Origin of the sequence: Rhodococcus sp. 105337 (assembly GCF_012844225.1) — a bacterium.
Lineage (GTDB): Bacteria > Actinomycetota > Actinomycetes > Mycobacteriales > Mycobacteriaceae > Rhodococcus.
In genome coordinates this window covers 44,504-66,141 of the sequence record NZ_JABAGQ010000014.1, presented here as the reverse complement: position 1 = coordinate 66,141, position 21,638 = coordinate 44,504, and the positions used below count along the sequence as shown (strand labels likewise).

24 protein-coding genes and 1 pseudogene are annotated in these 21,638 nt (G+C 68.0%); 13 read left to right on the top strand and 12 right to left on the bottom strand.

The annotated features are described in order from the left end of the window. Positions 1–4 precede the first annotated feature (4 nt). Positions 5–976, bottom strand: a complete 972-nt coding sequence (locus HF886_RS18775) for a WYL domain-containing protein (RefSeq protein WP_169653157.1) — start codon at positions 974–976, stop codon at positions 5–7. A 132-nt stretch (positions 977–1,108) separates the two neighbouring features. On the opposite strand from HF886_RS18775, the gene HF886_RS18770 reads away from it, so the two are divergent. Both HF886_RS18770 and HF886_RS18765 read left to right on the top strand, forming a co-directional pair. Next, positions 1,109–1,504: a RidA family protein gene (locus tag HF886_RS18770; RefSeq protein WP_169653181.1), complete on the top strand. Its 396-nt coding sequence runs from the start codon at positions 1,109–1,111 to the stop codon at positions 1,502–1,504. A gap of 68 nt (positions 1,505–1,572) precedes the next feature. Then, a complete protein-coding gene (locus HF886_RS18765; protein ID WP_169622322.1) occupies positions 1,573–2,058 on the top strand; it encodes a DUF488 domain-containing protein in 486 nt (161 codons plus the stop codon). A gap of 14 nt (positions 2,059–2,072) precedes the next feature. On the opposite strand, the gene HF886_RS21180 is transcribed toward HF886_RS18765, so the two are convergent. Both HF886_RS21180 and HF886_RS21175 read right to left on the bottom strand, forming a co-directional pair. Next, on the bottom strand, positions 2,073–2,708 hold the full coding sequence (locus HF886_RS21180; protein WP_346765412.1) for an NAD-dependent epimerase/dehydratase family protein: 636 nt from the start codon (positions 2,706–2,708) through the stop codon (positions 2,073–2,075). Positions 2,709–2,886: 178 nt separating this feature from the next. Further along, positions 2,887–3,051, bottom strand: a pseudogene (locus tag HF886_RS21175) (NAD-dependent epimerase/dehydratase family protein); the annotation flags it as partial. A gap of 317 nt (positions 3,052–3,368) precedes the next feature. On the opposite strand from HF886_RS21175, the gene HF886_RS18755 reads away from it, so the two are divergent. The 3 genes from HF886_RS18755 (at position 3,369) to HF886_RS18745 (ending at position 4,321) form a co-directional block, all read left to right on the top strand. Next, positions 3,369–3,590, top strand: coding sequence for a hypothetical protein (locus HF886_RS18755; RefSeq protein WP_169653155.1), 222 nt, complete (start codon positions 3,369–3,371; stop codon positions 3,588–3,590). After that, positions 3,587–4,069 (top strand): flavin reductase family protein, encoded by a 483-nt coding sequence (locus HF886_RS18750; protein ID WP_169653154.1) that lies wholly within the window; start codon positions 3,587–3,589, stop codon positions 4,067–4,069. The genes HF886_RS18755 and HF886_RS18750 overlap by 4 nt, the downstream gene beginning before the upstream one ends. A 66-nt stretch (positions 4,070–4,135) precedes the next feature. After that, positions 4,136–4,321 carry a hypothetical protein gene (locus HF886_RS18745; RefSeq protein WP_169653153.1) on the top strand — a complete coding sequence of 62 codons (186 nt, stop codon included), beginning with the start codon at positions 4,136–4,138 and terminating at the stop codon, positions 4,319–4,321. 165 nt (positions 4,322–4,486) lie between these two features. Here the strand turns inward: HF886_RS18745 and HF886_RS18740 are convergent, their stop codons facing one another. Next, positions 4,487–5,695 carry a DUF4185 domain-containing protein gene (locus HF886_RS18740; RefSeq protein WP_169653152.1) on the bottom strand — a complete coding sequence of 403 codons (1,209 nt, stop codon included), beginning with the start codon at positions 5,693–5,695 and terminating at the stop codon, positions 4,487–4,489. Positions 5,696–6,135: 440 nt separating this feature from the next. On the opposite strand from HF886_RS18740, the gene HF886_RS18735 reads away from it, so the two are divergent. After that, positions 6,136–7,071: an ABC transporter ATP-binding protein gene (locus tag HF886_RS18735; protein ID WP_169622318.1), complete on the top strand. Its 936-nt coding sequence runs from the start codon at positions 6,136–6,138 to the stop codon at positions 7,069–7,071. Beyond that, positions 7,068–8,741, top strand: coding sequence for an anibiotic ABC transporter (locus HF886_RS18730; RefSeq protein WP_169653151.1), 1,674 nt, complete (start codon positions 7,068–7,070; stop codon positions 8,739–8,741). Before HF886_RS18735 ends, HF886_RS18730 begins: the two co-directional genes overlap by 4 nt. A 50-nt stretch (positions 8,742–8,791) precedes the next feature. Here HF886_RS18730 and HF886_RS18725 read toward each other — a convergent pair whose 3' ends face one another. After that, positions 8,792–9,190, bottom strand: coding sequence for a DUF6223 family protein (locus tag HF886_RS18725; RefSeq protein ID WP_169622316.1), 399 nt, complete (start codon positions 9,188–9,190; stop codon positions 8,792–8,794). A gap of 203 nt (positions 9,191–9,393) precedes the next feature. Here HF886_RS18725 and HF886_RS18720 point away from each other — a divergent pair, with 203 nt between their 5' ends. Next, on the top strand, positions 9,394–10,689 hold the full coding sequence (locus HF886_RS18720; protein ID WP_169653150.1) for a sensor histidine kinase: 1,296 nt from the start codon (positions 9,394–9,396) through the stop codon (positions 10,687–10,689). Further along, positions 10,686–11,369 carry a response regulator transcription factor gene (locus HF886_RS18715; RefSeq protein WP_169653149.1) on the top strand — a complete coding sequence of 228 codons (684 nt, stop codon included), beginning with the start codon at positions 10,686–10,688 and terminating at the stop codon, positions 11,367–11,369. Before HF886_RS18720 ends, HF886_RS18715 begins: the two co-directional genes overlap by 4 nt. 27 nt (positions 11,370–11,396) lie before the next feature. On the opposite strand, the gene HF886_RS18710 is transcribed toward HF886_RS18715, so the two are convergent. The 6 genes from HF886_RS18710 to HF886_RS18685 form a co-directional block, all read right to left on the bottom strand. Then, complete coding sequence (locus HF886_RS18710; protein WP_169653148.1) at positions 11,397–12,779, bottom strand: NAD(P)/FAD-dependent oxidoreductase; 1,383 nt, start codon at positions 12,777–12,779, stop codon at positions 11,397–11,399. A gap of 142 nt (positions 12,780–12,921) precedes the next feature. Further along, positions 12,922–13,965, bottom strand: a complete 1,044-nt coding sequence (locus tag HF886_RS18705; protein WP_169653147.1) for a tyrosine-type recombinase/integrase — start codon at positions 13,963–13,965, stop codon at positions 12,922–12,924. A 95-nt stretch (positions 13,966–14,060) separates the two neighbouring features. Further along, positions 14,061–14,633 carry a hypothetical protein gene (locus HF886_RS18700; RefSeq protein ID WP_169653146.1) on the bottom strand — a complete coding sequence of 191 codons (573 nt, stop codon included), beginning with the start codon at positions 14,631–14,633 and terminating at the stop codon, positions 14,061–14,063. Positions 14,634–14,766: 133 nt separating this feature from the next. Then, positions 14,767–16,107: a glycosyltransferase 87 family protein gene (locus tag HF886_RS18695; protein WP_346765411.1), complete on the bottom strand. Its 1,341-nt coding sequence runs from the start codon at positions 16,105–16,107 to the stop codon at positions 14,767–14,769. 175 nt (positions 16,108–16,282) lie between these two features. Continuing rightward, positions 16,283–16,732 (bottom strand): redox-sensitive transcriptional activator SoxR, encoded by a 450-nt coding sequence (gene soxR, locus HF886_RS18690; RefSeq protein ID WP_169622309.1) that lies wholly within the window; start codon positions 16,730–16,732, stop codon positions 16,283–16,285. 145 nt (positions 16,733–16,877) lie between these two features. Further along, a complete protein-coding gene (locus tag HF886_RS18685) occupies positions 16,878–17,519 on the bottom strand; it encodes a dihydrofolate reductase family protein (RefSeq protein ID WP_169653144.1) in 642 nt (213 codons plus the stop codon). A 1,308-nt stretch (positions 17,520–18,827) separates the two neighbouring features. On the opposite strand from HF886_RS18685, the gene HF886_RS18680 reads away from it, so the two are divergent. After that, on the top strand, positions 18,828–19,160 hold the full coding sequence (locus HF886_RS18680; protein ID WP_169622382.1) for a VOC family protein: 333 nt from the start codon (positions 18,828–18,830) through the stop codon (positions 19,158–19,160). 200 nt (positions 19,161–19,360) lie between these two features. On the opposite strand, the gene HF886_RS18675 is transcribed toward HF886_RS18680, so the two are convergent. Further along, positions 19,361–19,738 carry a VOC family protein gene (locus HF886_RS18675; protein WP_169653143.1) on the bottom strand — a complete coding sequence of 126 codons (378 nt, stop codon included), beginning with the start codon at positions 19,736–19,738 and terminating at the stop codon, positions 19,361–19,363. 110 nt (positions 19,739–19,848) lie between these two features. On the opposite strand from HF886_RS18675, the gene HF886_RS18670 reads away from it, so the two are divergent. Genes HF886_RS18670 through HF886_RS18660 form a run of 3 tightly spaced genes read left to right on the top strand, consistent with a single transcriptional unit; the run spans position 19,849 to position 21,619 of the window. Next, positions 19,849–20,598 (top strand): TetR/AcrR family transcriptional regulator C-terminal domain-containing protein, encoded by a 750-nt coding sequence (locus HF886_RS18670; protein WP_169653142.1) that lies wholly within the window; start codon positions 19,849–19,851, stop codon positions 20,596–20,598. A 53-nt stretch (positions 20,599–20,651) separates the two neighbouring features. After that, complete coding sequence (locus tag HF886_RS18665) at positions 20,652–21,029, top strand: hypothetical protein (RefSeq protein WP_169653141.1); 378 nt, start codon at positions 20,652–20,654, stop codon at positions 21,027–21,029. Continuing rightward, complete coding sequence (locus HF886_RS18660) at positions 21,026–21,619, top strand: zeta toxin family protein (RefSeq protein ID WP_169653140.1); 594 nt, start codon at positions 21,026–21,028, stop codon at positions 21,617–21,619. Before HF886_RS18665 ends, HF886_RS18660 begins: the two co-directional genes overlap by 4 nt. Positions 21,620–21,638: the final 19 nt, after the last annotated feature.

Sequence of the window (21,638 nt, the reverse complement as noted above, 5' to 3'; positions counted from 1 at the left end):
CGAGTCACACGGGCTCTCGGTAGCGATCCGCGACCGTCTGCGCCCGGCTGCGCAGGGAGGCGCGGAGCTCCGGCGGTGCGAGCGCCTCGGCCTGGGTGCCGAGTTGCCACAGCGCCCACTCCGCGTGCCGGAGATCTTGAAACGTGACGTCCAGGCGCAACCGGCCGTCGGCGTCGGGTTCCTCGGTGTGGACGGCTTCCGCCATGTCCAGCAGGTCGTCTCGTCGCACCGGGTCGACTCGCACATCGACGGCGATGTGGTCCTCGGACAGGAACCGGGCGCAGCGTTGCGCCCAGATGCGTGCCAGGTCGACCCGATCCGGACGCTCCGCCGCTGCGGCCATCTCGTGCGCGGCGAGGATCCGCGATATCCGCAGCGTCCTGTCGGAGCCGAACTCGGTGGCCAGCAGGTAGGCCTTGTCCCGCACCGTGACCAGACCGATCGGGTCCACCGTGCGCCACTGCGGTGCCCGGCCCGCGGAGGAGTAGTGAAGGCGCAGCTTCCGTCCGCCGAGGACCGCATTCCGGACCGCGACCAGGATCGGGCCCGCAACCTCGTCGCGGGCCGTGCGGCGGGAGAGCAGGTCGGTCTCGGGGTCGACGAGCAGTCGTCGGGCGGCATTGCTCGCGGCGATCCGGTGGCTTTCGGGGAGTGCATCGACGATTTTCCGCACCGCCGACGCACGAGCCGTGCCGAGTCCGAAAATCTGCCCGCCCGGACCGGAACCGGCAGCGAGCAGAGACAGAGCTTCGTCGTGGTTCAGCCCGGTCAGCTGGGTCCTGAACCCGGGGAGCAACGAGAACCCGCCGTGCCGGCCCCGTTCGGAGTACACGGGGACACCCGCCGTGGAGAGCGCCTCGATGTCGCGCAGGACGGTACGGACCGAAACCTCGAGTTCCTCGGCGAGGACGTCCGCCGTCAGCCGGCCGCGCTGACGCAGCAACAGCACCAGAGACACCAGTCGGTCGGCCCGCACGAATCGGGACGTTACCGAATACCTGACACAAGGTGTCGTGATTCAGCGGAAGGCTCCATGACGCGACGCCGCATCGGCGGTGTCGCGGTCGGGGGACGCGCCCCGCAGGATCCGAATGGAGTCGAAGTGACGATCGAACGAACGGTCCTCAACCCGGTGACGTGGTCGGTGGAGATGGGGTTCAATCAGGGTGAGGTGGTCAGCGGGCACACCAGGACGCTGTACTGCTCCGGACAGACGGCAATGAATGCCGACGGCGCTCCTCAGCACGAGGGAGACATGGCGGCACAGGTCGCGTTGAGTCTGAACAATCTCGAGGGTGTGCTTGCCGAAGCGGGCATGTCGCTCGCCGACCTCGTCCGGCTGAACGTGTACACCACCGACGTCGACCTGCTTTTCCAGCACTACGGCGTGCTCGCCTCACGGCTTGCGGCCGCTCGGGCAGCACCGACCACCACGATGCTCGGCGTGGTGCGACTGGCGATACCCGGCCAGATGATCGAGCTCGAAGGTACCGCTGTCGCCTGACGTGACGCCGTTCCGCTGCCCGCGTGGGGCACGGCGGCGCGGGCAGCAACCGAGAGGGGTGAGTGCCGGTGCCCGATCTGTGGACGATCGGCGTCTACGGCTTCGACGTGACGACGTTCCTGGAACGACTGCGTCGAGCGGAGGTGAGGATGCTGCTCGACGTGCGTCAGCGTCGAGGGGTTCGCGGACCCGACTACGCCTGGGCGAACTCGCAGCGACTACAGACCTCACTCGCCGCGAGCGGGATCGCATACCGCCACCACCTCGAACTGGCACCGACCACCGAGTTGCGTGAGCTTCAGTACGCCGAGGACGCCCGCCAGGGTGTCGGCAAACGCACCCGCCGCGAACTCGCCACCGGGTACGTCAGCCGCTACACCGCCGAGATCCTCGATCCGGCGGATCTCGAGGCGGTCGTGTCGGTGCTGCCGAGCACGGGACCAGCCGCATTGTTCTGCGTCGAAGGTGATCCCGAAGCCTGTCATCGTTCCTTGGTCGCGCGACGGCTCGTCGAGCAGCACGGCTTCACGATCGAGCACCTGCGGCCGTCGTGAGTGCCGTCGTCGGGTCAGGCGGAGCCGAGCGCATCCTCGTCCACCCGTGAGTCCTCGGCGGACCACGTGCTCGCCGGTGGATTGTCGAGGTGCCACCGCACCGATTCGGCTACCCGTTGCTGCGGGTCGCCGGGAGACCAGCCGAGAAGGTTCTCCGCCCGGCTGACGGAGACGAGCACATGCTGCGCCGGTCCTCCCATCAGCGCCAGTTCGCCGGGCAGTACCGACTCCGGTACCCGTACCGGCTCCAGCGCGGAGCCGGCGGCCGCGATGATCTGTTCCACCCATGCGATCACCGGCACCGTGGCAGGCTCGCCCAGATTCACCGCCATGCCGTCGGCGGCCCGGGTGTCCAGAGCGGCCAGTACGCCGGTGGCGACATCATCGACATGGACGCGGGTCCACAGCAGATTTCCGGCACCGACCGGGATGTGCTGCCGTCCGGCGCGGATCCGGCGCAGCACCGGGTCCTCCCGGCGCTGCGGATCGTGCGGTCCGTAGACCATGGGAAGACGCAACACCACGGCGCCTCGCGGGAGCCACCGCTCCTCGACATCGAGCTTGTCGTAGGCGTCCGGGATCCCCGGCCTCCGGGCCCCGCGGTAGGGATAGCGCTCCCGGCGCACTTCGGAGTCCTCGGTCAGAGGCACCGCGGATTCGCAACGCCCCCGAGGTGAGACCCGTGAACGCCTGGTACACGTCCACGCTGGACAGCACGACCGTCGGCACCTCCGGTATCGCCGGCAGGACGGCATCGACGTGGTCGGCGGTCAGCGCATAGGTGTCGACTACGGCGTCCGGATCGAACCGGCGAACATCGTCGGCGTGATCGCCCAGTGCGAGCCGATCGACCCGTAGGTGATCGACCGCCACCCAGGGGGACGGCTCGTGGTGTCCGCGGTGGACAACCAGCACCCGATCGCCGCGCTCGTGGAGTCTTTCCACGATGCGCCGGCCGATGAATGTCGTACCCCCGAGAACCAGAACCCTCATGTGCTGCCGTCCCTTCGACACTTCGGTCACCACTAGGTGCCGGAAGCAATAGTGTCGAAGATAGCCGGATCGGAGTGCCCCCAACAGCATTCGCGGACAGAGACGGCCGGCGGGACCATACCCGGTGGTCCGGGCACCGGTGGGGCGGCGGATCTGCAGCGGCCGGACGTCACGCCGATCGTCGGTGGGCGCCGAGAGCCCGAATCCGCCCGAGGTTTCCGACCGGCGACGAGGCCACTCCGCCGGGCATGCGCCCCTCTTTTGCTCGAGCAGAGCGAAAGGGTTTCCGCGCGGTTCGGGGGAGCGAAGGATGGCGGGTGCCCGTGCCGACCGCGGGAACCGACAACGCAGATCCGAAAGGTGGCCGTATGACGATCGCCGTCGTCACGGGTAACCCCGAGCCGTACTCCCGCACCCGCGTCGCAGGGACGCCGTCGCCGGGCCGGTACCTTGTCGACGCCGGCTACATCACCGACGGCCGGCACGCGGAGCGTTGGACGCCGGCCCTGCCCGTGGCCATCCGAACCGGGGCGTCATGAGCACGTTCGACAGCACCGCCCTGCGGCACGCCTTCGCGCACATCCCTTCCGGGGTGGTCGCGATCTGCGCCGAGGTGCACGGCGAGCGGGTGGGGATGGCTGCGAGCACGTTCGTGCCGGTGTCGCTCGACCCTCCGCTCGTTGCGTTCTGCGTGCAACGTACCTCGGGTACGTGGCCGCGACTGTCGGCTCTGCCGCACCTGGGTATCAGCGTGCTGAGTGAGGAGCACGACGGTGCGGCGAAGGTGCTCGCCGCGAAGAACGGTGACCGGTTCGCCGGAATCGAGACCGAGATCCGTGATGGCGGTGCCCTGTTCGTGGCAGGCACGAGCGTGCGCATGGACGTGACCGTCGAACAGGAGATTCCGGCCGGTGATCACGACATCGTCGTGCTGCGCATCAACGAAATGCTTACCGACGCAGAGGTGGAACCGATCGTGTTCCATCGCAGCACCTTCCGCCGGTTGATCGCTTCCTGACATTTCGAGAACATCCCACTCGCCGCAGAAGCCGGGTCCGGTTTCGACGTCACCGAAGGAGTCCGCGTGGATCGCGACAACCCCGTTCCCGTCGTCCGGCGCACCGAACGGAATCCGCCGACACCACGCGACGGGAGACGGGCGCGGAGCATCCCCGGAGACGAAACGGCGGGGCAGGAGCGGCCCACAACCGCCGGGTCCTGGTGGCTCGTCCTGCCCAGCGTGGCAATCGGTCTCGCGGCCTCGGGCTGAGCACCGTTCGCCGAACTCCGACACACCGACTGCTGTAGCGGTCCAGGCGTGATGCTCTCATCGGAACGACTCACCCCTCAGCACAAGGGAGACCCCACCTCCCGCCGCCGGCCGCGGAGATGACCACGGTTCATGGCGTTCCCGCGGCGGGAGATGGGGGTCAGGTCAGATTCCTGCCGTGCCGGCGCCCACGACGCCGGCGACACGCCGCAACGCCGTGTTGGTCTGTCTCGCCGCGTCGAGTGTCTCCACCGCCGGAGTGGTGGGGAGGTCCGCAACGTTCCCGCCCACCTTGGCCAGGACGGCCCGCGACAGCAGGTAGTTCTCGTCCACGATCTGATCCAGCGTCGGTACCGGTGCGGGGCGCGGGATATCGGCGTGGACCGTGTGCCGGTAGAGATTGACCTGGTACGGCCAGCCGTCGCGGGTATCCCACTGGGAGACCAGAACATAGAGCTCGTCGAGCGTGGAACCGGCGAGGACGTACCCGCCGTAGCACTGGGCGAGAGTGTTGTTCCGGTCCAGGTGCTCCTGGTCGTGGTCCACGTGACGGACCACGGTCGTGGTCGGAGCATCCCCGATATGGGATGTCGGCCCGTTGCGAAGGCCCTTCACGTTGACGCGGATGTCCGGTGCGGTCTGGGTGTAGGTGAGCAGCCACTGGCCTTGGACCGAGCGGAGATTCATCTCCCGGACCTTCGTCCCCGCCGGGAAGATGTCCGAGCATGCCCGGTTCCATCCCCAGTCCGTCCCGTTCCATCCCCAGCCGGACCACTTGGAGCGGTCCGCCACCTCGTTGGGACGGCAGCGGTACAGATGAACGTTCGATCCGCCGTCCACCAGCCACTTGTTGCCCATGATGTAGACCCAGCCGTCGGTCCCCATCTCCCAGGTGATACCCATCTGGAAAGCGCCCTCGTGATGCCAGTCGCGTTGTCCGGCGGGGCCCGCGTGATGCCAGCTCTGGCCGTTGTCGTCGGAATACTGGATCTCCGTCCAGAGGACCTCGGAGAGGGACCGGCAGATCGTCACGAACAGGTAGATGCGGGAGCCGATGACGAGGAGGTCCGAAGGCAGGACCGTGGCGAACCCGCCATTGGTCCACGGGTACCTGTCGTGGGTGTACGGCCACAACTGGCGGGCGTACGAGCCGCCGACGGCCCCATGGAACGTCAGTCCATCGGCGTAGTCCGCCGGGGACTTCTCGTTCGTGAAGAGCATCACCGGAGACCGCCACCCGGGGCCACCGACGCCGGCCTGGTCGAAGGTGTCACCCAGGACGACGGCCTGGCTGCCGTTGGGAAGGCTGCGGGCAATGCCCAGGTCCGTACCGCCGACACCGTACTGCGTCGACGACGTATTCGGCCCGGTCACCGGTCCGATCTTGGTCGTCGTTCCGGGAACTGCGTTCTGCTGGAAGGGAGACGGGACCTGCTCCGCCGTCGCAGTAGCCGTCGACGACGGTGTGACCGCGGGGAAACTGCCCGACGAAGGGTGCAGAGAAGTTGCTTTTCGCATGGTGGGTGCCTCAATTCGATGACCGAATGGATGGGGTACCCCGACGTTGGAGATGTCGCAGGGACGCCGACCTCCGTTAACACGTCCGGACGTCGAGACCGACCCGACGCACTTCCGAAACCGTGCTGTGTCCTCTCCTGCGGGCGCGCCGACCCCTCGGTTTCGCAATACCGTTGAGATCAGGCCCTTTTCGAACTCGGCGCACCACTGACCTGCCAGGTCGGCTCAGGGATCTGCACGCGGTCCCGATTGTTCTTCTCGGGCAGACCCCCGGAGGTCGGGCGTACCATGCCCCCATGACGGTGGTCGCGGTCGAGCACTTGGTCAAGACGTTCGGTCCGACGCGGGCCCTCGACGGCCTCGACCTGACCGTCGAAGCGGGCGAAATCCACGGATTTCTCGGCCCCAACGGCTCCGGTAAGTCAACGGCCATCCGCGTGCTGCTCGGGCTGTTGCGCGCCGATTCGGGACAGGTCCGGTTGCTCGGCGGCGATCCGTGGCGTGACTCGGTGTCGTTGCACCGGCGCCTCGCCTATGTGCCCGGCGATGTGAACCTGTGGCCCACCCTCACCGGCGGCGAGGCTATCGATCTACTCGCCGGGTTGCGCGGCGGACTGGACGAGGCCCGCCGCGCGGACCTTCTCGACCGCTTCGAACTCGACCCGACGAAGAAAGCCCGCACCTACTCCAAAGGCAACCGGCAGAAAGTCGCGCTCGTCGCCGCGTTCGCGTCGGACGTCGAGTTCTACATCCTCGACGAACCCACCTCCGGACTGGACCCACTGATGGAATCGGTGTTCCAGGACTGCCTCGGTGAGATGTCCGCGGCCGGGAAGACGGTGCTGCTGTCGAGCCACCTGCTCGCAGAGGTCGAAGCGGTCTGCGATCGGGTCAGCATCATCCGGGAGGGCCGCACCGTCGAGACCGGCACTCTCACCCAGTTACGGCACCTCACCCGCACGTCGATCACCGCCGAAACCGGCCGTCCCGTCACCGGGCTGACCGAACTGGACGGAGTACACGATGTCCGCATCGACGGTGTGCACACCCGCTGCGAGGTCGACACCACCGCACTCGACGCGGTGCTGCGCCACCTGCTGACCTTCGGGATCACCTCGCTGACGTCCACTCCACCCACTCTCGAGGAACTGTTCCTGCGGCACTACGGCGACGAACGGGTCCGCGAGAGCGAGCGGCACCGGCGAGCCGAACCAGGAACGTCTCCGCGATGACGACGGCAGCCGCCGCGGCCCCGACGTCCACGACCGGCGCCGAACGATTCGCCGGTACCGGGCGGCTCGTCCGACTCGCGTTGCGCCGCGACCGCATCCGGTTGCCCGTGTGGCTGCTCGCCCTCACCGCGATCCTCGCGTTCTCCGCGGCCAGCGTGGCGGGGCTGTATCCCACCGTCGCCGAATTGCGGGGTTTCGCAGCCGCGTCCGCGGCGTCCCCGGTCGCGCTCGCCACCAACGGACTGGTGTCCGGCTACAGCACGGGCGCTGTAGTCGCCAGCCAGACCGTCATGCCGCTGGCGCTGGCCGCCGCGCTGATGACCACGCTGCTGGTGGTGCGGCACACCCGCCAGAACGAGGAGACCGGCGCGGCCGAGCTCATCGGAGCAGCGGTCGTCGGACGCCGGGCGCTGCTCGCCGCCGCCCTGCTCGTCGCCGTGGGCGCCAACCTCACGCTCGGTGTTCTCAGTGCGGCCGTGCTGACACTGCAGGGCCTACCGGCGGGCGGGTCGGCAGCGCTCGGCGCGAGCGTCGCGGCCGCCGGTATCGCCTTCGCCGCGGTCGCCGCAGTCACCGCGCAGGTCACCGACAGCGCCCGCACCGCCAACGGGCTGGCCGGTGCCGCCCTGGGTGTGGCGTTCCTGCTGCGCGCGGTGGGCGACATGACCGGAACGGTTACCGGTGACGGCACCCGCGTGGAAAGCGGATGGCCCACGTGGTTGTCGCCGATCGGCTGGGCCGAGCAGATGCGGCCGTACGACACCGACGACTGGTGGGTGTTGGCGCTGCCGATGGTGTTCTCGCTGGTGCTCTGTGTCGTCGCCGTCGCGCTCACCGGACGCCGCGACCTCGGGTCCGGGCTGGTACCGACCCGACCCGGACCGCCCCGCGCGTCACGGGCACTACCCACAGCGCTCGGATCGGCGTGGCGGATGCAGCGCACGATCTGGTTCTGGTGGGCCTTCGGGATCGTCGTCCTGTCGCTGGTGTACGGCGCGATCGCCGATCAGATCGACGACTTCCTCGGCGACGGCGAGCAGGGTGGTGATGTGCTCACCGACCTGGGCGGCGGTGTCACCGATCTGATCGACGCCTACTTCGCGGCGATCTTCGCGCTGATGGCAATCGCGGTCGCGGGCTACGCCGTCCAGGCGCTGCTGCGGATGCGCAGCGAGGAAACGGCCGGCCGGCTCGAACCGGTCCTCGCCACCGCGCTCTCCCGGCCCCGGTGGATGCTCGCACACGTGGGTCTCGTCGCCGCAGGAATCGCGACGCTGCAAGCACTCACCGGAGCGGCGATGGGTCTGGCCCACGGCGTGATCGTCGGGGATGTGCCCGGACAGGTCGCGGCGCTGACCGGGGCGGCACTGGTCTTCGTACCCGCGGTCCTGGTGGTCGCCGCCGCGGTGGTGCTGTTCATCGGGGGACTGCCCGCCTGGTCGGCCGGGCTGTCCTGGGCACTGCTCGCCCTCTGCCTCGTCGTCGGATTGTTCGGTCCGCTCCTCGGGGTGCCCGACGCCGTCCGGGACGTGTCGCCGTTCACGCATGTGCCGGCGGTCCCGGCCGCGTCGGTCACGGCCGGTCCGCTGGTCGCGCTCTCGTTGATTGCCCTGGCTCTCTGCGCGGGTGGTGTGATGCTGTTCCGCCGCCGCGATCTCACCACGTCGTGAGAATTCGCGGGCGGGTCCTTCGAGAGCGCTCAGGTCGGCGTGAAGCGAGGTCACGAGCCGGACAGCACCGGGGCGGCACGCTCGGTGCGGCGGTAGCGGGCCAGACTCAGACCGCACAGCACGACGGCGATCACTCCCAGCACCACGGCGAACAATGCGCCGACGACCCCGTTGCCGGTATTGGGACCACCGGCGGCATTCGCGCCGTGCATCCCACCGACAATCACACCGATCGCTCCCGTCGCCAACGCGACGACGATCCACGGCAGGGCGAGGTGCGTGCCGGAGCGGCGGGAACGCCTCAGGGCCACTGCGCCGGCGACCACGCCGATCAGCGCGAGCACGGCCGCAGTCGTGGGTACCGCCCGGCCGACACCGAGTTCGTAACCGGCGGCAACGATGGAGGCGGGATCCGGAAGCGGGGCAACAGAAACCTCGAATACAGACATGACGATCCTTTCGGTCGGACGGGTATCCGTCGAGATGGGGCACCTTCGATCGTCGTGCCACGGGGACGGCAGGTCATCGGCCGACGGGCGTCGGCGACTACGGCATCGGGTGTACGCCGCGCGCATCGATCCGCAACCGCGGACGTAGGTGATCGAGCCGCAGACCTCGGGTGCTGCGGGCGCGGGAAACCTATGATCACTGCATGCAGGATCGCGCTGCGTCGTTCCGCCTGCCTGCCCGTGTTCAGGACCTGTTGTTGGCGCTGTTCGTCACCGTCATGCAGGTTCAGGGCACTGTGGTGCGCAACAGCGGGCAGCCCGAAGTCGTGCTGCGTCCGCTGTCCGACCTCGGGAACCTCGGCTATCTCCTGTTGATCGTCCCCGGCGCGGCCCTCGTCGTACGCCGCGACCGACCGGTCGCCGTGTTTGCCGTCACCGCGCTTACCAGCGTCGTGTATTACGGCCTCGACTTCCCGGACGGGCCCGGGTGGCTCGCGCTGTTCGTCGCCCTCTACACGCTCACCGCGCACGGCGACGGGCACCGCACGCTCCGGCTGGCCGCCGTGGGCATCGTAGTCCTGTCCGCGGCATGGCTCATCGCCGCGTCGGACATCGAGCCACCCGCCGCCATCGGCTGGGTCTACTTCCGCATCGGCGCGTCGGTCATGAGCGCGGCTCTCGGTGAGAGCGTGCGGGCGAGGAATCAGATCGCGGCGCAGGCACTCGAACGCGCCGCGGTGGCCGAACGCACCCGTGACGAGGAAACCCGTGCCCGGGTCGACGCGGAACGGCTCCGGATCGCACGCGAGGTACACGACACCGTGGCGCACGCCATCGCCGTCATCAACGTCCAATCCGGTGTCACCGCACATGTATTCGACAAACGCCCCGAGCGCGCCCGCGAAACCCTCGAGGTCATCGAGCAGACCAGCGCGCGGGCACTGGCGGAGATGCGCGCAATCCTCGACGTACTCCGGGACGACAACGTCGGAGACGACAGAACTGCCGGCGTCGGGGGAGACACCGACGGGCGGGCCCCGAACCCGGGCCCGGCGCAGATCCAGGACCTTGCCGACCTGGCGCGCGACGCGGGCCTCGATCTGACCGTGGATGCGCCGCCGCCTCAACAGCCGGTACCCGCTGCGGTCGGCACCGCCGTGTACCGGATCGTGCAGGAATCGATCACGAACGTGATCCGTCATGTCGGAGCGACCCGCGTGACGATCACCGTCACCTACGGCGCAGACGCTGTGGAAGTGGGCGTCGTCGACGAAGGCCGAGCACTCTCGGCGACACCCGCGGTCTCGCCGTTGTCGGCCCCGAGTCGGGGGAGTGACCGTCCGGCGCAGCAGGAGAGCAGACGCGGGTACGGCCTCGCCGGGATGCGGGAACGCTGCCGCCTTCTGGGAGGGCACCTCGACGCGGGTCCCCGGCCGGACGGCGGATTCGCCGTCACCGCGTGGCTTCCGCTGACGTCGACCGAAACGGCGGCCACATGACCGGAAAGGAAGCGACGCCCAGCGGCACAATCAAGGTGCTGCTCGCCGACGACGAGCAGTTGGTGCGCTCCGGGTTCCGGCTCCTCCTCGACACCGAGGACGACATCACGGTGGTCGGGGAAGCGACCACCGGCACGGACGCGGTAGCGAAGGCCTACGCGCTGCGGCCGGACGTCGTCCTCATGGACATCCGCATGCCGAACCTGGACGGCATCGAAGCCACCCGGGAGATCACCACTGCCGGGCTGGGAAATGTACGCATCCTCATCCTGACGACCTACGACACCGACGCCTACGTGTTCGAGGGTTTACAGGCCGGTGCCAGCGGTTTCCTGCTCAAGGACGCCGGTCCGGCCGAACTCCTGCATGCCATCCGCGTGATCGCGGCGGGTGATGCACTGCTGGCGCCGCGCATCACCCGCCGCCTCATCGGCCGGTTCGCCACCCGGCAGGCGGCGGACAGGGCCGGGGAAGATCGGCTCTCCGTCCTCACCGAACGCGAGCGCGAGGTTCTCGCGCTGGTCGGGGAGGGCCTGAGCAACCAGGAGATCGGTGCCGCCCTGTTTCTCAGCCCGGCCACCGCCCGCACCCACGTCAGTCATGCCATGGCGAAACTCGGCGCCCGTGACCGCGCACAACTGGTGGTCATCGCCTACCGGAGCGGACTCGTCACCCCGTAGACAACAACGCGTGTGACGCCCGGAGGGTTATCCCGCTTCGCGTCGCGCGACAGCCTCGCGTGCCTCGGCCGCGTCCTCCTCGGTCCGCAACCGCTGGATCGCGAGCCGCCCGAACACCTGCTGCTCGGTTGCCGCCATCTGGTTGCGCCCGGTCGAGAAGAACGCCTGTGCCCACGACAGCAAGGTCGACACCTTCGACGAGAATCCCACCAGGTACAGCAGGTGCACGAACAGCCACGCGATCCATCCGAGGAACCCTGTGATCTCGAGTTTGCCGACCTTCGCGACCGCACTGAACCGTGAGATCGTCGCCATGCTGCCCTTGTCGAAGTACCGGAAGGGCGCACGCTGCGCGGGATCCTGTCCCTCCTCGACCGAGGCGGTGATCTGTTTCGCCGCATACTTGCCGCCCTGCATCGCGACCTGAGCGAGACCGGGCAGCTTGTCGAGCGACATCATGTCGCCGATGACGAACACGTTCGGGTATCCCGGCAACGAGAGATCCGGCAGCACCTCCACCCGGCCCGCCCGGTCGATGCCCGCTCCGGACTGCTCGGCGAGTTGCTTGCCCAGTGGGCTGGCCGCGACACCTGCCGACCACACCTTGCACTGCGACTCGATGCGCCGTTCGGTGCCGTCCTTCTCCTTGACGGTCAAGCCGTCGGCATCCACGCCGGTCACCATCGCGTTGAGCTGGATCTGCACGCCCAGGCCTTCGAGAGTCTGGCGGGTCTTGCGGCTGAGTTTGCCACCGTAGACCGGAAGGACGTCCGGTGCCCCGTCGAGCAGGACGACCCGCGCTTCCGTGGAGTCGATGTGGCGAAAGGCCTCCCGGAGCGTGCGCCGCGACAGTTCTGCGATCTGCCCGGCGAGTTCGACTCCGGTCGGTCCCGCACCGACCACCACGAACGTGAGCAGCCGTGCCCGCTCGTCGGGGTCGTCGGACAGTTCGGCCTGCTCGAATGCGCCGAGAATGCGGCCCCGCAATTCCAGCGCATCGTCGATCGTCTTCATCCCGGGTGCGAACTCGGCGAAATGATCGTTACCGAAGTACGACTGGCCGGCACCTGCCGCCACGATAAGGCTGTCGAACGGGGTGACGGTGCGCCGCTCGAGGAGTTGCGAGGTCACCGTCTTGTTCTCGAGGTCGATCGTTTCGACGTCACCGAGCAGAACCCGCGCGTTCTTCTGCTTCCGCAGGATCATCCGCGTCGCCGGTGCGATGTCGCCCACCGACAGAATGCCCGTGGCCACCTGATAGAGCAGCGGCTGGAACAGATGATGGGTGGTACGCCCGATCAACGTGACGTCGACGTCAGCATTCTTCAGGGCTTGGGTACCGAACAATCCACCGAACCCGGACCCGATGACGACGACACGATGACGAGACTCACCCGACTGGACACTCATGCATGCTCCTTCACTGTTGTCGGCACGACCACCCCTGGGTACCCCCACGGAAGCCCGCCGACGCGGGTGGGACTGCATCCAGTCTCGCAGTTGACACGCCGCAGCACAGGGGGATCGCGCCGGATGCAGGTGTGCCGGGCGGTCAGTGCGGGCCGGGTGCCGAGTCGCCGAGCAGTCCGTACACCGGGTTGTGCTGCGCGGCGTGCCGCACCGCGTCGCCGGTCGCCGACGTGTAGATCTGCACGGTCTGCAAGGACCGATGTCCGAGCAACTGCTGCAACTCGACCATGGTGGCCCCGCTGTCGGCCAGGCTCGTCGCGAACGTGTGCCGCAGCGCGTGCGCGAGCGCTCCGCGTTTACGTTCGGACTCGATGCCGGCGCGCCGGTAGAGACGACGCACCCGGTACTGCAGGGTCCCGCGGGTGATGCGCTGTCCGTCGCTGCCCACGAACAACGGATCGGTTCCCGGGTAGCGCTCCCACACGGCCGGATCGTCGCGCTCGCCGCGCACCTGCCGTCGCGGCGCCGGGAACCGCGCGTACCGTTCCTCGAGATAACTCGAGACGATGGCCGTCCAGCTGTCCTCGAGCGGAATCTCCCGTTCGATCGCGCCCTTACCCAGCACCCGCAGCACCGGCGTGCCCGCTCCGCCGAGAATGCTGCCCACGTCGAGGCGGATCAACTCGTCCGAGCGGATGCCGGTGAGCAGCAACGTCGCGATCAGCGCGAGGTCGCGTTGCGGCCACTCCCGCGACGATTCCGCCGGGCGCTGCGCCTCGACGGTGACGGTCTCGACGAGTTGGTGAATCGCACTGGGGGAGAAGGACTTCGGTGTGTGCTGAGGTTTCTTCGGCTGGGTGATCGAGGCCATCGGGTTGCCCTCCGACACCCCCTCGGAGACCAGGAAATTGCAGAAGTTATTCCACACCGACCACGCGCGCCGCACCGAGGCCGGCTGCCGCTCGGCGGCGAACGATGCGAACGCCGAGCGCATCGCGCGGATCGAGATGTCGCCGACTGTCAGGTCCGCGGGCGGCCGTTCCCGCAGCTCACCGAGGTGTGTGCACACCGCATGCAGGTCCAGGCGGTACGCCTTCAGGGTGTGCGGAGACCGCTTCGCGGTCTGCAGCGTTTCCAGATACGACGAGACCCACTCGATCAGACCAGGATCGTCCCGGCTCGTCATTCCCACGTCCTCCTTCGGTCACCCTGTCGTACGCATGTGCGATTCCAGTGTGACAGGAGGGAGTGACGTGACGGACCGGGCGATGAGCCCACCCCTCAGGATCCGGTGCTGGAACCGATCGACGATCCGCCCCCATCGCTGGAGCCCGAGCTCCATGCCGGGCCGAGGACCAGCGCGCCGGCCGCGCCGAGCAGGTCGGAGTTCAGGTTGCAGATGCTGACGACCGCATAAACACCTCGCGGGATGTCCTGGAACGTTCCGGACACCACGTTGTCGCGGTTGGCGCCTTGCAGGGGCTGTATCGCGGTGATCGCGTCGGCATCGCCGAGTTCCCGGAGCAAGGCGAGAACATCGATGTCGGGGTTACCGACGAGATAGTCGAGCAGTACCGGTCCGACGACCGGCGCGGCCCGAACCGCGTCGACCACCGCGGTGGTGCACGAGCCCGGCAACGTGAGCGACCCGACGAGCGGCACACGCGGCACATCGGTGGCCGTGTAGGTGATCGACAGCCCGTCGACCTGAACGGAATAACCGATCCCCCGGGCAATTGCCACTGCCGGAACGGGTTCAGCGGGCGTCGCGTCGACGAGTGCCGGCGCCGCGAGACCGGTCGCAGACACGGTCGCAAGGACGAGAACGGTTCGTGCCAGAGCATTACGAATCATCGCTGCATCCCTTGTGTCGGACCGCCCGATACCGCGTCGTTCGGCAATGCTAGCCGCGCATCTCCGTCCGCACGGTGAACTGCGCTCAGCGTGTCGGCTCCGCTAGGGCGTGATCGAAGCGAATACGAGTGCCTCACACTCTCGGAGCGGGTGAATCCTTGCTTCCCTCACCGAAACTCCCGGACGCGGTCTTTCCTTCTTCGACGACGGGTGAGGTGATGACCACCGGTGCCATCACCATCGTCGGGCTCCGATCTGCGGTCGGCACCTGTTCTTCTTCGGGCACGGCAGCGCGTGTCGGCGCGCGACCGTAGGCGATCAGGACGACGACGATCAGCACCGCGAACACGATGGGGTACGCGGATTGGAGAAGGGTGCGCACCAGTGGCTCACCGGGGGTCATGAAGACGCCGATCGCGACGACACCGTCCGGGTAGGAGCGGTACCACGCGGACAACGGCACCGCCGCAGCAATGGGAAGCAGATAAGCCCACCATCGGCCCCACCGCACCGCCTGGTCCAGGCACACCACCACCAGCGGCACCACCCACACCCAGTGATGACCCCACGAGAACGGTGAGACCATCGGCGCGGTCAACCCACACACCGTCAGGCTCAGCAGATGGCGGCCGTGCCGGTGGGCGAGCTGCGCGGCCCACAGCCCGACGCCGGCCACTACGGCGGCGCACAGCAACCACAGCCACATCGGAGGTTCCTGCGTGTGGAGCGCCCGCGCGAGGATGCCCCGCACCGATTGGTTCGCCGGTGAGGAAATCAGCCCGATGCGGTCGGAGCGGATGATCGCCGAGGTCCAGAATTGCCACGCGTCGGTGAAGATCACCCCGAAACCCGCCACGATCGTCACGGCAAAGGTCACGGTCGCGACCATGGCGGCACGCCACTGTCGCACCACCACGAGATAGGCGATGAAGAACGCCGGCGTCAGTTTCAGGCCCGCGGCCAGGCCGACGCCGATCCCACGCAGGCGGCTTTGCTCCGGACGGGACAGATCCCAGAGCACCAAGACGAGCAACACCAGGTTGATCTGACCCAGCCACAGGGTCATCCGCACCGGCTCGATCCAGGTGAGCGCCACCGCCGATCCCGCGCTGACGACCCGCATCCACACCGAATCCTCGTAACCGAGCGCGCGCCAGCTCAGCCGGACCACCAGGTACAACAGCACCAGATTGACCAGGTTCACCGCGATGGTGGTGCCCGCCGCGGAGAGCAGCGACAGCGGCACGAACATCAGCGCAGCAAACGGCGGGTACGTGAACGGCAACGAGTCGAACAAAAAGAAGGAGTACAGCGGTTCGGGGCTGCGCGCGGTCAGGCCGCCGTGCCGGTACACCAGCGCGTCGACGCCGTTGCCGAACAAGCCGTAGTAGTCGGTGAACCCCAGCAGCCGGTCGTGGGCGAGAAACGCGGCGCCGGCAAGAATCACCGCCGCAACGGGCCACCACCTCGGCACCGTCGATCTTGTTTCGTGTGTTCGACTCCTGTCTCGACTCCCCATGCGTCGAACCTAGGGGGAGGAGACCGACGGGTGCTGCACCGACACGGCGTGAGGCCGGAGTGTGCGGTTCGCCGACACCGACGCGAGGCAGGGGTCCCGGTCGTTCCGTCTCCGACGTGCGGGCGATGTGTCAGTCGCCGCGGACGGGCAACCGTCGCGGGCCCGGACCTTCCTTGGCAAGCACATCGCCCGGGTTGGCCAGCGGACAGATCTTCAGGCTCAGGCATCCACACCCGATACACCCTGCGAAATCGTCCCGGAGTTCGGTCAACGCGTCGATACGGCGGGTCAACTCGTCGTGCCACAACGCGGACATCCGTGCCCAATCCTCGGCGGTCGGCACCCGGCTGTCCGGCAACGAATCCAAGGCCGCCTTGATGTCGTCGAGCGACACCCCGACGCCCTGCGCGATCCGGATGAACGCCACCCGCCGCAGTGTGTCGCGCCGGTACCGGCGCTGATTTCCGGTCGTCCGGCGACTGTCGATGAGCCCCCGCGACTCGTAGTAGTGCAGCGCCGAGACCGCCACACCCGACCGAGCAGCCAACTCGCCGGGGGTCAACCACACGGCAGCAGACATCGTGAGCCTTCCGACGATCGGGATTGCACGCGTCGATCTGGGTGCACAGTACCCACATCCGAGGTGGGACGGCAGCGCTCGGCAGACACGGCAACGGCTCACCCGCGTCGGCGTCCGGGTGAGCAGGGGATGCGACTGTGCCGGGTTACTTACGCCAGAACAGGTGATGGGTGACGCCGCTCGGGCTGGGAACGACGTCGTGATGGAATCTGTCGTGCAATTCGTCCGGTGACTCCCAGAGGTGCAGGCCGGACCCGAATTCGAGCGGCGCCACTGCGATGTGCAGGGTGTCGATCAGGTCGGCGTCGAGGAATTGCCGGATCGTGGTGACCCCGCCGCCGAGTCGGACATCCTTGCCGCCCGCGGCCTCGCGCGCTCGGGCGAGGACGTCGGATGGTTCGCCCCCGACGAAGTGGAAGGTGGTGTCGGAAAGTGCGAGGGAGGGGCGGGTTTGGTGCGTCAGGACGAACACCGGGGTGTGGAACGGTGGTTCGTCGCCCCACCAGCCCCGCCATTCGGGGTCGGGCCACTGTCCGAGCTTGGGAGCGAATTTGTTGCGGCCCATGATCTCCGCACCGATGTTGTGGGAGAAGTCGCGGGTGAAGTAGTCGTCGATGCCGCGGGTGCCGCCGGGATCGGCGCGGTTGGGCCAGCTCGCGGTGGCCCCGGCCCACTCGAACATTTCGCTGTGGTCGAGACCGAAGGGGTTCTCGAGGGTCTGATCTTCTCCTGCGGCGATTCCGTCGCTCGAAACGGTGAAGTTCTGTACGCGCAAAAGCTGGGACACACTGTTCTCCCGTGTCGTCTCGGATGGATACGCAGAGGTAGACCGGGCGCGGCGGGCAAACTCATCGGATGCTGCTCGGAGGATGGGGGACAGGGCGCTGTGCCGGCCGGGTCAGGGGAGTGCAGCGTGCCGATCGTGCCCTGGCCGGCCGGGGAGCGTCGACCGGATCCACCGAGGAGGAGGTGCCGAGGTCGACGGTCGCGTGTCCGGTGCAGGCGGTGCCGTCAGGATCGCGGGATTGCGGGTCGCACATTCCGAACACCGAAACTGTTGTGCAGCAGTAGTATTCATGGATAACGGTGATTATCCATCAAAATTGGATAGGGCAGATGAGGCGCATCCTCGGTTTCCCGACCCCGGGGGACGGGGTACGTTCGCGGGCCCACATGGTGCGGCCGAGGCGCGCGGGGTCGGCGCGCTGCGGTCGTCCGCCGTCTCCACGGTTGGTGCCGGAAGGGCTTGTGCGGAGATCGCAGTGTTCTCGCACGCGGCGTTCGCGTGCGCAGCGTCATCCGGGATATCGACCGCCGATGCCGATGGTCCACGAATCCCGCGAGATCCACGGGCCGGCCGCTCGAGCGTCTCGGGATTCATGTGCCGAGCGGGCCGAAGGGTTAACCGCGCCACTCGTCGGCGCATCACGTGACGCGCCGGAGTCGGGTGTGCCGGAAACGGCATGGGTTGCTCGGCGGGCGTTCCACTCCCTCCGGGGGCGGGCCTGATCCGCGTTACTTGACATAATGTAGATTATCGGCGAAACGGTGACCTGCGGAAACGGCAGTGTGTAATCCCTGAGCCCGCCGGAGACGTTGCGTATCGCTACGCAGCTGATGCGACGTCGTCGCAGCTTTTCGCATCGCGCCTCGGCGCGCGCTGGTCGCTTCCGGTCTTCCGCCCACCGGCGCCGATCGTCGGGCCGAATCGTCCTCGACGCCTGGTGGCCGGCGATCCGATCTCCGGCTCCCGCCTCGGCTGTCCGATTCGAATACACCGGCACTCGAGCCCCGGCGACCCTCCCCGCTCCCATCCTGCCCGTGGACATCAAAACGTCACAGTGACGTTTTATGTCCACCCTCCGGCTTGCTGTATTTCATCGTCTCCGGCGCCCGCTCCGGAAAATGCACCAGGACGATCTTCGGTCAGGTGCCGGGGTCCGTCGCCGCTCGCGTCCACACGCCACGTGACGAGCTGTGGAATGGGGAAGTTATCGGCCCGACGAGTGACAATCGACCCTCGTCGGGCCGAGGTCGACAGCCGTAAGGTTGGGCAACTTTCATCCGAGGAGAAGCCGTGAGCCACGAAGTGAAGATGATCGTCCTGTCGACCGACAACCTCGACGAGTCGATCAAGTTCTACAGCGAGGGCCTGGGAATGCGACTGAAGTTCCGGGACGGCACGCATTTTGCCGCGCTCGACGGTGGCGCGGTCACGGTCGCGCTCGCGACATCGGTCGATCATCCGATCCACGGACAGGTCGTCGTGGGCATCAAGACCGATGATGTGGATGCCGCCGCGAAAGCCACCGAAGAAGCCGGCGGCGGCATCGTGCAAGGTCCGTACGACGACGCGCACGAGCGGCGTGCGGTGGTGTACGACAACAAAGGCAACGGCTTGGTCTTCTACAGCCCGTTGAATCGTTGATCGTGAGTTGACCCGTCGGGGGGATGCGGCCGGGTGCTTCGAGGGGTCTTCCTCGCAGCACCCGGCCGCAGCGGTTCCTCCCCGCTCCTACTCCCCTGCCGTGCGTGCCGTGAACGGCAGCACGAGTCGGGAGTGGTGCGCGGCATCCCGGTAGATCTTGTGGGTCACCGGGCGGCCGACCGGAAGGTGGAAGGCCCCGCTCAGACCCACTGCACGAGTTGCCATACGAGACCGTTGGGGTCGGCGAACTGGCAGAACCGCTCCCCCCACGGCTCGGTCTCGGGCGCGGTGACCACTGTCGCGCCGGCGGCGGCGATGCGGGCGTATTCGTCGTCGAGGTCGTCAACGACGAAGGCGATCAGCATGCCCTGGCCGGCCGGGCCTGCGATCGAGGCGGGCTTGAAGGTGCCGAGTCCGGTGCGCAGGAAGACGACGTTGAAGCCGGCGTCGGGGTGGGTCAGGGACACGAAGCCGTCGGCGGACATCGCTTCGGTGAAGCCGAAATGGGTGGTGGCGAATTCTGCGGAGGCCGCGGGGTCGGCCACGTTCAGGGACAGGGCGGTGTCGGTGATTTTCACGGGTACCTCCAGGTGGCGGAGACGAGGGTGTGTTCGGGTGCGAGGGAGCCCCAAAACCTTGTGCAGTGTATAGAGTAGCTCGTATCCGACCCGCGGAGGAGAGATTTGCAATGGCGCGCGAACTGCTCGATCTGCTGTGGCGGGACCACCCCGCCGCCCCTCGAGGCGGCGCGCGGGGACCCCGGGCGAAGGTGACCACCTCGCAGGCCGTCGACGCCGCGATCGTTCTGGCCGACACCGAAGGACTCGAGCACCTCACCGTGCGTCGCCTCGCCGCCGAACTCGGCATCTCCGGTATGGCGCTGTACACGCACGTCGGCTCCCGCGACGACCTGCTGGTCCTCATGGCCGACTGCGTGCACGCCAGGCAGCCGCGCGCGCCGTACGCCACCGGCCACTGGCGGGCCCGGGTGCGTGAGGTCGCCGACGCCGACCTGGCCCTCTACGGCGAACACGACTGGCTCCTCGATATCGCGGACCAGCGAGTGTCGTTGGGGCCGGGGACGATCGCGAAGTACGACCACGATCTGCACGCCTTCGACCACACCGGCCTCGGTGACGTGGACCGCGACGCGGCGCTGACCTTCGTCGCGGACTTCACCCGCGCCGCGGCGCGGGCCCGCCGGCCCGATCCCCGCGCGGTGGACATGGCCGAGGTGTGGTCCGCGTGGAGCGAGCGTCTCACGGTCTATGTCGGAGACGACTTCCCGCTCGCGCGGCGGGTCGGCGCGGCAGCCGGCGCGGTGCTGAACACGTCGTACAGTCCCGGTGCGGCGTGGGAGTTCGGGATCGAGCGCCTGCTGGACGCGCTCGCCGTCCTCGTCGGCACCGCGTCGGACGATCCCGGGCCAACTGTGTAGCAGATTGCTACACTGGGAGGAACGGTAAGGCGCGTCGCGCGAAGGAGTACGTCATGACGAACGTCGTCGACAAGGTGACCAGGTTCTCGTCGGAGCTCGTCGACGCGGCCGCATCCGAAGGTGAACGGGAAAACCGTTCGGCCCGCCAGCAACTCGAACACTGGGCGCGCGTCGGCCGCGAGGTGTCCAACCAGCGGCAGGTCGCGCGGCGCCGCGTCGAGGCCGCGCTCGCCGGGCGGGTACCGCTGCGCGAACTCTCCGACGAAGAAGGCGTGGTGTTCAACGCCGAGATTGCCGCAGCCCTCGAAGAATCCCTCGCGACCGGTCACCACGTCACCGATCGCGCCGCGCGGGGCCTCGCGTCGGTGGTGCTCGACGACCAGGGCCGCGTCGTCAAGCATCTGCCTGACGGCACCCAGATCGTTCTGTGAGGCGACTCGATCTCGTCGTCGGACCCAACGGATCCGGAAAAACGACGTTCGTCGAGCAGCGTCTCGCTCCCCTGCTGCCCGGCAGCGTGTTCGTCAACGCCGATGTGATCGCCAAGCAGCGATGGCCGGACAGCCCCGAGGAACACTCCTACGAGGCCGCGCAGATCGCCGCGACCATCCGCGACGCCCTCATCGACCAGGGGGAATCGTTCATCGCCGAGACGGTGTTCTCGCACCCGTCCAAACTCGACCTGATCGACCGGGCGCACCGGGCCGGCTATGTGGTGGTGCTGCACGTGGTGCTGGTGCCCGTCGAACTGTCCGTCGCGCGTGTCGCCGAACGCGTCGTCGAAGGGGGCCATCGGGTCCCCGAAGAGAAGATCCGCTCCCGTTTCGAGCGGGTGTGGCCGCTGGTGGCGGACGCGATCGACCGGGCCGACCACTCGACCGTCTACGACAACACCGCCGCGGACGTCACCCGCATCGCGGCGCGTTTCGTCGACGGCGACCCGGTCGGCGAGGTGGCGTGGCCGTCGTGGGCTCCTGCCGCGCTGACCGGAGCGCCGACGGCACCGACCGCGCAGACCTGACGGCGACCGGCCCGACGCC